This window comes from Phenylobacterium sp. (assembly GCF_044236515.1).
GTDB lineage: Bacteria > Pseudomonadota > Alphaproteobacteria > Caulobacterales > Caulobacteraceae > Phenylobacterium.
Genome location: NZ_JBIIGK010000086.1, coordinates 1 through 12,550, shown reverse-complemented (window position 1 = coordinate 12,550; position 12,550 = coordinate 1). Strand labels below are relative to the sequence as shown.

Sequence of the window (12,550 nt, the reverse complement as noted above, 5' to 3'; positions counted from 1 at the left end):
CAGCCGTACCTGGACGCCAACCCCAAGGAGAAGGGCGACAACCTCGGCTATGCGGCGTTCGGCCGGGTGGTCGAAGGCATGAGCGTGGTCGAGAAGATCCTGTCCCTGCCGACCAACGGCGAGACCAAGTTCAAGGACCAGTCCGGCCAGTGGCTGAAGCCGCCGGTGACCATCAACAGCATGCGGCGGGCCTAGCCCTTCTCCACCGCCTCGGTGAGGAAATGGCGCCCGTCGCGGTCGTCGATCTCGACCAGCCAGAGGTCGGGGTCTCGGCGGACGGCGCGGTCCACGTAGGCGTCGAGGTCGGGCTCCTCGGTCGTGGCCGCGGGCTGCATCCAGACCCGCTCGCCGTCCAGGCGGGTGGCCTCGGCATAGAGGCGTGCGGTGCGGTCGGCGCGGTTCAGAACCTTGACCAGCACGGCGCCGGCGCGCGGGTCGCCCTTGCGCGCGACGACGGCGAAGGCCCCGCCAAGCTCGGCCCGGCGGATCAGGGCGCCGACCCAGATGTCGGTGGAAAGCAGCATCGGCGCGACCATGCGCAGAGCGGACGCGCGGCGACAACTGGTTAACCCTGTCCGCTAACCCCGTTGCAAGCCCGGCGGGATTAGACCTCGCGGTACGGCCCGCAAGAGGTCGAACGAAGCAAGGACGCAATGACGGACACGCGCACATATGCGCGGCCGGCGTCTCGATGGATGGGGTTGGTGATCGCGGCCGCGCTGGCCGCGCCGGCGGCTGCGCATGCGCGGGCGCTGAACCTCTACCTCGAACGCACGGCCATCAGCGCGGCGGACGCCCGCTGCGGGCTGTTCGCGCCGGCGGTGTCGCAGGCGCTGGCGGCCGGCGTCGCCCAGGCGCGTGGCGCGGCGCTGCGGGCCGGGACATCGGCCGAGACGCTGGCGAGCGGGGCACGGAGCGCGCGGGCGCGGGCGGCGCAGGTCGCCTGCACGGCGCCGGCGTTGGCCCGCGAGGCGGCGCGGGTGCGCGACGCCTTCGACGGCTATGGCCGGGTGGTGCGGATGAGCTATCCCGGCGATGTCGGGACGTGGCGGGCCGACCGGCTGTCGTCGCGCAAGATGCGCTGGCGGCTGGCGCAGGACAGCCGCTTCGGTGGCGACGCCATGACCTTCGGCCTGGTCGGCGACGGAGATTCCGGAGCCTTGATGGCGGTGGCGCGGTTCGCCGACGGCAAGACCCCTTACGCGGCGCGGCTGCGGATGCGGGATGCGGATCGAACGCTCGGCGCCTACCTCGACCGGTACCCGGGCGGGCCGACCGCCAAGGTGCCGCTGGCCCGGCGGCTGCCGCCGGGAGGATCGACCCGCGCCTACATGGCCGAGGCGCGCAGCGCCGCCGGACAGGACCTGCTGCCGCCGGGCGCGAAGGCGGGCTGGGCGTTCCGCTTCCCGGCACTCGCGGTCCAGCAACTGACCAGCCTCGACCCGCGCGAGGCGGTGGTGGTGGAGTTCCTGTTCGCCGAAGGGCCGCGGCGGGCGTATCTCGAGGTCGGCGATTTCGCCGCCGGACGGGCCTTCCTGCAGGTCGGCGCGCCTCAGGTCGCGTCTAGGAGTTCGCCGCGACAGGTTGCGCAGGCGGACTAGCCGCCGCATCGAGCAGCACCGGCAGGCGGACGGCGACCGTCGTCCCCTCGCCCACCGCGCTCTCGAGGCTCATCTCACCGCCGTGGAGGCGGGCGAAGGCGCGGACGAGCGACAGCCCAAGACCCGTGCCGGCCGCCTTGCTGGCGGCCTCGCCCGCCTGTTCGTAGGGACGGCCGAGACGCTGGAGGTCGTCGGCGGAGATGCCGACGCCGGTGTCGGCGACGATCAGTTCCAGCACCTCGCCGGCCCCTTGCAGGGTGACGGTCACCGCGCCGCCGGCCGGGGTGAACTTCAGCGCGTTGGAGATCAGGTTGAGGGCGATCTGCTTGAGCGCCCGGCGATCGGCGTCGGCCTCGAGCGGCTCGGACGGCAGGACGCCCCGCAGGGTGACGCCGGCCCGGTCGGCCTGGCCGCGCATCAGGCGCAGGACGGCGCTGACGGCGTCGCGGGCGTCGAACTCCTCGCGCGCCAGCTCGAAGCGCTCGGCCTCGATCTTGGACATGTCGAGGATGTCGTTGATCAGCTCGAGGAGGTGGGCGCCGCTCTCGTGGACCAGCTCGGCATATTCGACGTACCGGTCGGGCATCGGCCCGAACAGGCGCTGCCGCATGATGTCGGAGAAGCCCATGATGGCGTTGAGCGGCGTGCGCAGCTCGTGGCTCATGTTGGCCAGGAAGCGGGACTTGCCGGCGCTGCGGCTCTCGGCGGCCTCGCGGGCGGCGTCGAGCTCGCTCTCGCGGGTCTTCTGGTCGGTGGCGTCGCGCAGGGCGGCGAGCACGGCCCCGTCGCCCATGCGGCGCAGGCTGAGCACCCACCAGGCGCCGTCCCGCCACGCCGGAGCGAAGGCGACCTCGGCGGCGCCTTCGAGGGCGGCGGTGCGCAGGGCCTGGTCGAGATCCGGGCGGGCCTTCAGCTCGGCTAGTTCGACGAGGCTGCGGCCGGCGAGCGCGCGGGCGTCGAGGCCGGCCGGCGCGTGGCCGAAGGTTTTGCGGATGCGGCCGCCCGGCTGGGCCTGCATGAGCAGCAGGGGCTGGGTCTCCAGCCAATCGCGCAGGCCGGCCGCCTCGGCGTCGCGCAGGCGATCCTCGCCGCGCAGCTGGCCCTGGAGGCCGAGGAGGCCCGCGCCGAGACCGCCGGCGACGCTGGCCAGCGACAGGCCGGCGAGCCAGATCGCGGCGGCCGGATCCGGCGCCGGCGGGGCGATCAGCAGGGCCCCGGCGCATCCGAGGGCGGTGGCCGCCACGGCGCCCGCAGCGCCTGCGGCCAGCAGGTCCGGCCGGCGGAAGGCGGAGGCCGCGGCCAGCGGGGCGAGACACCAGGCCGCCAGCGGGCCGCTCGCCCCGCCGGCCAGCAGGCAGGCGACGGCGGCCGCCAGGGTCCAGACGAGGATCGCCAGCATCGGCGCGACCGCGGCGCGGCTGAGCGCCAGTCCGGCGCCGACCAGGGCCGGCGAGGCGCCGACGCCGAGGGCCGCCAGCTCGAGTCCTGGCGCCAGGCGGCCGGAGGCGACCAGCGCGGCGCCGACCGCCAGCACCGCCACCGCCCACACCAGATGCCAGGCAAGCGCCGGCGCCGTCCGGAAGGACTGCGGCGAGCGGACGCTGTGGCGCCGGTAGGGCATGCGGCGGGGATGTTCTCGCGAGTTGGCGGCCAGCTAGCCGCGGAGCTTAGCGGCGCGGGGGCCGCTGCGTAAGACCGCTCGCCTCCTGGGCGATGAAACGAAATCGTAAGCGCCGTGGGCAAAACTCAACCTCCAGTGGACAAAATGTCCTTTCGAAGGCGCGCATGGCCGAACCGGCGACCAAGACTGAGATTTCCCCCGCCGCGACGCCGGGGCGGGGCTTCGATGACCAGAAGCGCTCGTTCCTGCGCATGGTCAGCCATGAGCTGCGCACGCCGCTGAACTCGATCCTCGGGTTTTCGGACATCCTGGCCTCGGAGATGTACGGGCCGCTGGGCGACCCGCACTATCGCGAGTACGCCGAGATCATCCGCGGCAGCGGCGCGCGGCTGCTGAAGCTGGTCAACCAGGTGCTGGAGATCGCCCGGCTGGAGGTCGGCGGGACCGAGATGTGCCCGCGCCCGGAACCGGTCGAGGCAGCCCTGGAGGATGCGTGGCTGGGCGTCGCCGAAGAGGCGGCGGCGCGCGGCATTTGTATCGTCATCGCGCCGGCCTGCGCCGAGGCGGTTGTCAGCGCCGACCCGCGGGCCCTGCGCACCGTGCTCGGCAACCTGCTGCACAATGCCGTCGCCTTCTCGCCCGACGGCGGCGAGGTGTGCGTCGGCGTCGAGACGGCGGGAAGCGACCTCGACATCGTCATCGCCGACGCCGGCGAAGGCGTCGATCCAGCCGACCTGCCGCGGCTGATGCGGCCGTTCGAGCAGGGCGAGAACCCCCTGACCCGCCGCGGCCATGGGGCGGGCCTGGGGCTCGCCATCTCGGCGCTGAACTGTCAGGCGATGGGCGGGCGGCTGGAGCTGATCTCCGCAGTCGGCGAGGGCATGACCGCCAAGGTGCGGCTGCCCGCCGCCTGAGGTCAGTGGCCGTGTCCGCTCCCTGACCGCGCCGGCGCGGGCGTGGCGGGCTGACCCCGCCGGGCGAGCCAGGCCCGCATCTGGGCGATCTCCCGCTCCTGGGCCGCGACGACGTCGGTGGCCAGAGCCCGGACCTCGGGATCGCGGCCGTGCGCCAGAGCGACCTTGGCCATGTCCACCGCGCCTTCGTGGTGGGGGATCATGCCACGCATGAAGTCGACATCGGCGTCGCCCGTATAGACCTGGTCCATGCCCTGCATCATGGCGTGGTGGGCGGCCTGGTAGGCGGCGGTCGAGGCGCTCGGCGCCGCGCGGGATGGCGCGCCGGGACCCCAGGCCATGACGCCCATCCAGATCGCCATCGCCACCATCATCAGGTTCTCAGTCAGGGAGACGAAGCCGAGGGGAACGTTGCCGGCGCCGCCGACGCAGGCGCACTTCAACTCGCGCCTGTCGATGTAAACCGCCTTGAACACCGAGACCGCGCCGACGCCGCCGATGACCAGCGCAAGCGGGACCGAAAGCCAGGTCAGCACCCCGGCCACCATCAAGAGGCCGGCCAGTCCCTCGGCGAACGGATAGATGTAGCCGTAGCGGCCCCAGCGACGCGCCAGCAGATCGTAGTTGAGGAACATGGTCGAGAAGGTCTCGACGTTCTGCAGCTTCAGCAGCGCCAGGACGACCATCGAGAAGCCGATGAACCATTCGGCGGCGCGGAGGGTGATCGGGCTGTCGTAGACGGCGTGGCTCACCGCCATCGCCAGCAGGGCGGTCAGGGCGAAGAGCACGATCACCGGCCGGTAGCTGGGCGCCTTCGGATCGGCGACCGGCTTGCCGAGGAAGCGCCGCAGGTCGTCGTGGCCGCCGATCCGCTCGCCTGCGATGAACACCTGCGGGGTGGTTGCCACGCCGTGCTCGGCCTTGAAAGCGTCGACCTCTGCGCGAGTGGTCAGGTGACGGTCGTCGACCGCATAGCCGGCGCGGCGGAGCAGGTCGCGCGCCTTGAGGCCGTAGGGACAGACATGGTCCGGCATGACCATGCGGTGGAGCACTGCGGTCCGGGACGGGCCGGGTTTCGAGCTCATGATCGATCCCTCATCGGGTCTGGAAAGACGGGTCGACCTGAAATATGGCTTCCGTACCATGGTACAGAGTCAAGAGTCCTCCGCGGTGACCATCGGCAAGCTGGCGGCCGCCGGCGGAGTCGGGGTCGAAACGGTCCGCTACTACCAGCGGCTCGGCCTGCTCGGCACGCCCGGCCGGGACGGCGGGGTGCGTCGCTACGGCCCGGAAGACGTGCGACGGCTGCGGTTCATCCGCCAGGCGCAGGCGGCCGGTTTCGCCCTGTCGGAAATCCGCGAACTGCTGGCGTTGGACGCCACCCACGACCGGACCCGGGCCCGCGCCCTGGCCAAGGCGCGGATCGCCGCCCTCGATGCGCGGATCTCCGAAATGCAAGAGGCCCGCGATGCGCTGGAGCGGCTTGCCGGGGTGTGCGGCGAGGGGCGCGAAGGGCCCTGCCCGATCCTCGTCGCGTTCGAGGGCGACACATCGGCGGCGGCGGTTGCAGCCGGGCGCGCCGGCGCTTAAGTCCGCGGCCACATGAGCAGCATCGACACGGCCCTGCGCGATCTCGCGGACGAATTCGAACTCCTGGGCGACTGGGAGGAGCGCTACCGCTACGTCATCGAGCTCGGCCGCGAGCTGGCGCCGCTGAGCGAGGCGGAGCGGTCGGAGGCGAACAAGGTGCGCGGCTGCGCGAGCCAGGTGTGGCTGGTGACCGAACCCGGCCCCGACGGGACCGTGAGGTTCCGCGGCGATTCCGATGCCCACATCGTCCGCGGCCTGATCGCCATTCTGCTGCGGCTGTTCTCCGGCCGACCGGCGGCGGAAATCCTGGCCTTCGACACCAAGGGCGCCTTCGAGCAGCTGGGTCTGACCGGCGCGCTGTCGTCGCAACGCTCCAATGGGCTCGCCTCGATGGTGGCGCGAATCCGCCGGGACGCCGAACTGGCCGCCGCCTAGGCCGGCAGGCGCCGCTCGTACTCGCCCTCGACGCCGGCGTGCCGCGGCCAGAACGCGCGGCGCGGGCCGCCGGCCAGATCCTCGGCCAAGACGTCGAGGTGCGAATGCCACCCGCCTGAGACATTGACCATCTCGGCGTGATCCTTGAGCTGGCTGTGGGTCAGCACGAGCCGGACCTGATCGCCCTGCGGCGCAAGCTCGAAGGCGACGATCGAGGGCGGCGCGCCGTCCTCGTGCCAGGCGAAGCTGAGCAGCCGCGGCGCCTCCGCGCGCAGCACCGTGCCGGTGCTGGTGAAGCCGTTCTCATGCATATCGCGATACTTCTCCGGCGGCGTATCCGGCTCGTCGCTAAGGCCGGAATGCCGGTGCAGGAAGCTGAGCGCGCCGCCTTTCCGCAGGTCCATCTCGCCGCCGGCGAACCAGCGGGCGCGCTTGTCGCCCTCGGTCAGATAGGCCCACACCCGCTCGATCGGTCCGGGCAGCAGGCGCTCGAAGCGCACGACGCCGGGCTCCGGCGACTGGCCATATTCGCTCATCGGGTCGTCTCCTCTTCCCGCAGCGCCGCTTCGAGCGCGTCGAGCCGGCCGGTCCAGAACCGGCGGTAAAAGCCGAGCCAGCTGTCGACGCTCGCCAGGGCGGCGGGCTCGAGCCGGCAAAGGTGAGTGCGTCCCTGGACCTGTCGGCGCACCAGGCCGGCGCGTTCGAGGGTCTTGATGTGCTTGGAGGCCGCCGCCAGCGACATCCGGTGCGGGGCGGCGAGTTCGCCGACGCTGCGCGGCCCCGCGGCCAGGTCGCTCAACATGCCGCGGCGGGTGGCGTCCCCGAGGGCGCGGAACAGGGCGTCGAGCCGGGCCGGCTGAAGATCAACCATCGGGTTGAACGTATAGCCTCGAAATAGAAATTCAACTGGTGAGTTGAATTTCGTTCCACATCACAGCGTCATCGGCCTGGCGACCTTGACGATCCCTAGAGGGTAAAGACGGCTCAGGCCGCGCGGATGCCGCTGGAGACCTGACCGAGGCCAACGACGGCGTCGTAGCCGAGGATCATGTCGACGTCCGTCCCGTTCGAGGCGAGCGGCAGGCGCAGCCAGAGGATCGACAGGTGCGAGGCGCCCCGCCAGGCCAGGTTGTGGATACCGACAGAGGGGCGGCGCTCCTTGACCACCTGGACCAGTTCGACACGCCAGTATTCGGCGGCGCCGCTGGCGTAGACTTCGCCCAGCGTGCGGCCGGTGATCTCGCGGCCGTAGACGCCGTAGAGCTCGGTGCCGGCCAGACGGATGCGGAAGTCGAGGGGATCCTTGGCGACGTCGATCAGGCTGATGGTCGGCAGCAGGCGTTTAAAGCCGCCGGGATCGATGTCGCGGCGAGCAGGCAGCCGCGCGCCCTGGCGGCGCGTCGCCCAGTACCGCAACAGCTCCTCATGCGCGCGGGCCGCCGCGGTGGGCAAGCCGATCTGCGCCGCCATATTCAGATTCCTTAACAACCCGTTGGAATCGCGACGAATCACTTATCGCCTGATGCGCGAATCGGCGGCAAGTCAAAACTATGGCGGCCCCCAAGATTTCGCTTGAGAGGCGAGCCGTTCGGAGTCCGCGTGCGATTCCCGCCGGGGCGATCAGCACGAACGAAAACGCCCGCCGAAGCCGGCGGGCGTCTCCATCTCGATATCTTGATCGCCCGGCGAGGGGCGAGCGGCTCAGCGCTTCTTGCGCGGCGCCTGACGGCCGCCTTGGCCGAGGCCCATCTGCTTGGCGAGGTCCGACCGCGCCTTGGCGTAGTTGGGGGCGACCATCGGATAGTCCTTCGGCAGGCCCCACTTGGCCCGATATTCTTCCGGGCTCATGTTGTACTTCGTGCGCAGATGGCGCTTCAGCGATTTGAACTTCCGACCGTCCTCGAGGCAGACCAGATAGTCCGGGGTGATCGAGCGCCGGATCGGCACCGCCGGCTCCTTCGGCGCGACTTCCGTCGCCTCGACGCCCGAGGACACGCCGGCCAGGGCGCGATGGACGCTTTGGATCAGGCCCGGCAGGTCGGCGGCGGCCACGGAATTGTTGCCCACATAGGCCGAAACAATATCCGCCGTCATCTCGATGACTTCCGACTTCTCGTCCATTCTTGTCGTTCCGTAGAAGCGCGCCCAGGAGAGCGCCGAAAGCGATCCAAAGATCAGTAGCGCATTGCTTATAGCGAACTTCGTGAGCCGACAAGCCGACGGAACAACAACTGACCGCGTAAAACAGAGAAAGATTTCCGGATAACGCGGGGTCGGAATTATCCAATGTTGAAGCGGCTCGCCCCCTGCAGACGCGGCTTTGCCTGCAATTACTGCGCGTGGAAGCGGCGCACACCAACCAACATCAGACTGTCAGGCGATGGAAGACCCAAACTGGGCCACCACGAAAAGATCAGGCCGGGACGCGGACCCAGACCTGAGCCTTGCACAGCACGCCGCCGATCAGGCAGCCTTTGGCGCGCAGGCGGACTTCGTCCAACTGCTGCGCGGTGCCGGAGAAGGTGCGGCGCATTTCGGGCACATAGACCCGGCCACGCCAGACGCCGTTGTCGTCGAGCTCGAGATTGCGGAACACCTGGGTGCCGACGAGGTTGGTCGTGCCGCTGGCGCGGGCGTTCCGCTTCGCCTTCTCATTGGCCCAGACGATGATGCCGCACGCGCCGTCGCCGCACGGCCGGATCTCGACGCGGACGGAGTCCTTGGGATTGCGCCAAACGCCGAACGCGCTGGCGGCCTCGGGTTGGGCCAGCGTGGGAGTGGCGAGGGAAAGGGCGGCGGCGGCCATAGCGGCCACGGCGGCGACAAGACGACGACGCATGCGCGAACCATTTAAGTCTCGGAACGCCTTACGCAAGATGACGCGGCGTCGCGGACCATCCTCCTGACAACTTTGCTCTTTCCGAGTGGTTAAGCGGCCACGGTCCGCACCGCCGGCGCCGTCCATAGGGCCCAAAGGCGAGCCGCCTCGGCACGGGCGCGAGCCAGCCCCTCGGCCTTTACATGGCCAAAGCCGCGGATCTCGAGCGGGGTCGCGGCGATGGCGACGGCGAGATCCAGCCGTTCGGGCGTGAGCTCGACGACGAGCCGGTCGACGTCGGCCTCGAAGCCGGCGATCAGCGCCCGCTCCTCGCGCCGCTCGGCGGTGCGGCCGAACGGATCGAGGGGCGTTCCACGCAGCCCCTTCATCCGCGCCAGCAATGGAAAGACGGCGTTCAGCATCCAACCGCCGAAGGCGATCTTGCGCGGCCGGCCGTCCTTGTCCTTTGGCGCCAGGATCGGCGGGGCGAGCCAGACACGCGCCCTGCCGGCGGGGCGGAAGCGGCCGTCGGTGTAAAGGCGGGCGACTTCGTACTCGTCCTTGTAGGCCATCAGGCGGTGGAGGCTGATCGCGACGGCGCGGGTCAGGGCTTCAGAATTCAGCGGCGCCTCCGCCGCCCGCACCCGCCGGACACGTGCGGAGTAACGGGCGGCGTAGGCTTCGGACTGATAGGCGGCCAGGTCCCTCGCCCGACGATCGATCAGGTCGTCGAGCGGCTCGGTCTGCGGGGTGGGCGCGGCAGCGGCCGGCGCCAGTGCGGCCGGATCGTGCGCCGCCAGCCGGCCGCACTCGAAAGCCGCGAGGTTGGCGGCGACGTCGACGCCGTTCAATTCTACCGCCCGGACCAGGGCGTCGTGGCTGACCGGCACGGCGCCCGACTGCCATGCGGCGCCGAGCATGATCATGTTGGCGTAAATGGCGTCGCCGAACCGCGCCTCGGCGAGGCGTTGCGCCGGGATCGGCGCATAGGACTTGGCCGCGGCGGCGATCCGCCGGCCGTTCGGCTCGGCCTCGAAGCGGGCGTCGCGGTCCTGAACGACGTCGGCGGTCGGCGCGAGGTCGGCGTTGCCCACGGCGACCGTCCGGTCGCGAGCGTAGAGGGCCAGGGCGTCGGCGCCAGCGGCCGACAGCACATCGCAGGCGATCAGCACGTGGGCGCTGGCGGCCGGCACGCGGCCGCCGACCAGGCTGTCGGCGCGCTCGCCGATGCGGACGTGGCTGAACACCATGCCGCCTTTCTGGGCGAGGCCGGTCATGTCGACCACCGAGGCGGCGCGGCCGTCGAGGTGGCCAGCCATGGCGAGGATCGAGGCCACGGTGGTGACCCCGGTGCCGCCGACGCCGGTGAAGACGATATTGCGGACGCCAGCCAACGCCGCCTGGACCGGCGGCGGCGGCGCGACGATGGCCGGCGGCGCCTCGCGGCGCGGCGCGTGCGCGCCCTCTACCGTGACAAACGACGGGCAAAAGCCCTGCAGGCAGGTCTCGTCCTCGTTGCAGGTCGACAGGTTGATGCGCCGCTTGACGCCGAACTCGGTCGGCAACGGTTCGACCGAGACGCAGCGGGAGGCCCGTGAGCAGTCGCCGCAGCCCTCGCAGACCAGCGGATTGATCATCACCTGGCGAGCCGGTTTCGGGGCCAGGCCGCGCTTGCGGCGGCGACGGGCCTCGGTGGCGCAGACCTGGTCGTAGATCAGCACCGTCACGCCAGGAACCTCGCGCAGCTGGCGCTGCACGGCCATGAGGTCGGTGCGCGGGTGGACCTCGACCCCTGGCGCGAGGCCGGTCTCGCCCGCGTAGCGTTCGGGCTCGGCCGCGACGATCACCGTTCGGGCGACGCCCTCGGCGGCGAGTTGCCGGGTGATTTGCGGCACGGTGAAGCCGCCCTCCGCCGCCTGGCCGCCGGTCATGGCGACGGCGCCGTTGAACAGCAGCTTGTAGGTGATGTTGGCCCCCATCGCGACCGAGGCGCGGATCGCGAGCGAGCCGGAGTGGGTGTAGGTGCCGTCGCCGAGGTTCACGAAGACATGGCGCTCGGTGGTGAACGGCGCCGCGCCGGCCCAGGTCAGCCCCTCCCCGCCCATGTGGCTGGAGAGGTCGGTATTGGGGTCGGCGAAGCTGGCCATGTAGTGGCAACCGATGCCGGCGAGCGCGCGCGAGCCCTCCGGCAGGCGGGTCGAAGCGCTGTGTGGGCAGCCGGAGCAGAAGTAGGGCTTGCGCTGCTGGTCGGCGGCCAGCGTCACCGCCGCCATAGAGGCGGCCGACACCCGGTCGAGATAGGCGTGGACGCCGGCCAGGTGCGGCCCCGGCGGCAGGCGGTCGGAGATGGCCAGGGCGATCTCGGCGACCGACAGGTCGGCGAGTTGCGACAGCAGCGGATGGCCGTGCTCATCGGTCTTGCCGATGATCTTCGGGCGCGCGTGGGCCGGCAGGTCATAGAGCGCGGCGCGGGCCTGGGTCTCGATCAGCGGGCGCTTGTGCTCGACGACCATCAAGGTCTCGACCCCGGCGGCGAAGGCGCGCAGGCCGATCGGCTCCAGCGGCCAAGGCATGCCGACCTTGTAGATGGCGATCCCGAGAGCGGCGGCGTCGGCGGGGGCCAGACTCATGGCCGCCAGGGCCTCGACGACGTCGCGGTAGGCCTGACCTTGGCAGACGATGCCGAGGCGCGGGCGCGAGGCCGCCAGGGCCACGCGATCGATGCGGTTGGCGCGGGCGAAGGCCAGGGCGGCAGGCAGGCGGTCAGCGCGCAGGCGCCGCTCCTTGTCCATCGGCGCGTCCTTGGTGCGGATGCCGAGGCCGCCGGGCGGCAGGCGCAGCCCTTCCGGCGTGCGGAAGCGGTGTCGGGAGAGCCCGACCTCGATGGTGGCGGCGCTGTCCATGGTGTCGGCGACGGCGATCAGCCCAACCCACAAGCCGCAGAACCGAGACATCGCATAGCCGAGCAGGCCGTAGTCCAGCACCTCCTGCACGTCCGACGGCGACAGGACGGGGATCTCGAAGTCCTGGAAGGCGAACTCAGATTGCGACGGCAGGGTCGAGGACTTGCAGGTGTGGTCGTCGCCCGCCACCGCCAGCACGCCGCCCTTCGGCCAGACGCCGGCGAAGTTGGCGTGGCGGATCGCATCGCCGCTGCGGTCGAGACCCGGCGCCTTGCCGTACCACATGCCGAACACGCCGTCGTAGCGGGCGCCGGGGAACAGGTTCGCCTGTTGCGAACCCCAGACGGCGGTGGCGGCGAGGTCTTCGTTGAGGCCCTCGCGAAAGACGATCTCGGCGGCGTCCAGCTCGCGCCACGCCTTGCGGGCCTGCATGTCGAGTCCGCCGAGCGGCGAGCCCCGGTAGCCGGAGACGAAGCCGGCGGTGTTCAGGCCGGCGGCGCGATCGAGGCGGTGCTGGTCCAGAAGGACGCGCAGCAGGGCTTGAACGCCGGTGATGAACACCCGGCCTTCGTCGAGAAGAAATTTGTCGTCGAGGGTCGCTTCGCTGCGGACCATCGCAATTTCTTTCCTTCCGGGCCTCCCAAACCCACTCGCAAGATCCTATAAGT

Annotated in this window: 13 protein-coding genes and 2 pseudogenes; 5 read left to right on the top strand and 10 right to left on the bottom strand. The window is 70.9% G+C overall.

What is annotated here, in order from left to right:
* Positions 1-195 (top strand): peptidylprolyl isomerase (locus ACILRF_RS10130; protein ID WP_395672480.1); only part of this gene is annotated, 195 nt, incomplete at its 5' end.
* Here the strand turns inward: ACILRF_RS10130 and ACILRF_RS10125 are convergent.
* Positions 192-524, bottom strand: coding sequence for a DUF1491 family protein (locus ACILRF_RS10125; RefSeq protein WP_395672478.1), 333 nt, complete (start codon positions 522-524; stop codon positions 192-194). The genes ACILRF_RS10130 and ACILRF_RS10125 overlap by 4 nt on opposite strands.
* A gap of 171 nt (positions 525-695) precedes the next feature.
* Between ACILRF_RS10125 and ACILRF_RS10120 the strand changes: the two genes are divergently transcribed.
* On the top strand, positions 696-1,601 hold the full coding sequence (locus tag ACILRF_RS10120) for a hypothetical protein (RefSeq protein ID WP_395672476.1): 906 nt from the start codon (positions 696-698) through the stop codon (positions 1,599-1,601).
* On the opposite strand, the gene ACILRF_RS10115 is transcribed toward ACILRF_RS10120, so the two are convergent.
* On the bottom strand, positions 1,564-3,222 hold the full coding sequence (locus ACILRF_RS10115) for a sensor histidine kinase (protein ID WP_395672474.1): 1,659 nt from the start codon (positions 3,220-3,222) through the stop codon (positions 1,564-1,566). The two genes, ACILRF_RS10120 and ACILRF_RS10115, sit on opposite strands and share 38 nt — an antisense overlap.
* Positions 3,223-3,386: 164 nt before the next feature.
* Between ACILRF_RS10115 and ACILRF_RS10110 the strand changes: the two genes are divergently transcribed.
* Positions 3,387-4,136 (top strand): sensor histidine kinase, encoded by a 750-nt coding sequence (locus ACILRF_RS10110; protein ID WP_395672472.1) that lies wholly within the window; start codon positions 3,387-3,389, stop codon positions 4,134-4,136.
* Between the two features lie 2 nt (positions 4,137-4,138).
* On the opposite strand, the pseudogene ACILRF_RS10105 reads toward ACILRF_RS10110, so the two are convergent.
* Positions 4,139-4,438, bottom strand: a pseudogene (locus tag ACILRF_RS10105) (DUF305 domain-containing protein); the annotation flags it as partial.
* A 45-nt stretch (positions 4,439-4,483) separates the two neighbouring features.
* Positions 4,484-5,221: pseudogene (locus ACILRF_RS10100) on the bottom strand (MauE/DoxX family redox-associated membrane protein); the annotation flags it as partial.
* 85 nt (positions 5,222-5,306) lie between these two features.
* Here ACILRF_RS10100 and ACILRF_RS10095 point away from each other — a divergent pair.
* Entirely contained in the window at positions 5,307-5,726 is a 420-nt protein-coding gene (locus ACILRF_RS10095; protein ID WP_395672470.1) for a MerR family transcriptional regulator, read from the top strand.
* Positions 5,727-5,738: 12 nt separating this feature from the next.
* Entirely contained in the window at positions 5,739-6,161 is a 423-nt protein-coding gene (locus ACILRF_RS10090) for a SufE family protein (protein WP_395672468.1), read from the top strand.
* Here ACILRF_RS10090 and ACILRF_RS10085 read toward each other — a convergent pair.
* From ACILRF_RS10085 to ACILRF_RS10060, 6 genes are all read right to left on the bottom strand, one after another.
* Positions 6,158-6,697: an SRPBCC family protein gene (locus tag ACILRF_RS10085; protein WP_395672466.1), complete on the bottom strand. Its 540-nt coding sequence runs from the start codon at positions 6,695-6,697 to the stop codon at positions 6,158-6,160. The two genes, ACILRF_RS10090 and ACILRF_RS10085, sit on opposite strands and share 4 nt — an antisense overlap.
* On the bottom strand, positions 6,694-7,032 hold the full coding sequence (locus ACILRF_RS10080) for an ArsR/SmtB family transcription factor (RefSeq protein ID WP_395672464.1): 339 nt from the start codon (positions 7,030-7,032) through the stop codon (positions 6,694-6,696). The genes ACILRF_RS10085 and ACILRF_RS10080 overlap by 4 nt, the downstream gene beginning before the upstream one ends.
* A 113-nt stretch (positions 7,033-7,145) precedes the next feature.
* The gene (locus ACILRF_RS10075; protein WP_395672463.1) at positions 7,146-7,631 is read right to left on the bottom strand and encodes a PAS domain-containing protein; all 486 of its coding nucleotides are present in this window, start codon (positions 7,629-7,631) and stop codon (positions 7,146-7,148) included.
* Positions 7,632-7,862: 231 nt separating this feature from the next.
* A complete protein-coding gene (locus ACILRF_RS10070; RefSeq protein ID WP_395672461.1) occupies positions 7,863-8,282 on the bottom strand; it encodes a MucR family transcriptional regulator in 420 nt (139 codons plus the stop codon).
* 292 nt (positions 8,283-8,574) lie between these two features.
* On the bottom strand, positions 8,575-9,000 hold the full coding sequence (locus tag ACILRF_RS10065) for a DUF2147 domain-containing protein (RefSeq protein ID WP_395672459.1): 426 nt from the start codon (positions 8,998-9,000) through the stop codon (positions 8,575-8,577).
* An 89-nt stretch (positions 9,001-9,089) separates the two neighbouring features.
* Entirely contained in the window at positions 9,090-12,497 is a 3,408-nt protein-coding gene (locus ACILRF_RS10060) for an indolepyruvate ferredoxin oxidoreductase family protein (protein ID WP_395672457.1), read from the bottom strand.
* Between the last annotated feature and the right edge of the window lie 53 nt (positions 12,498-12,550).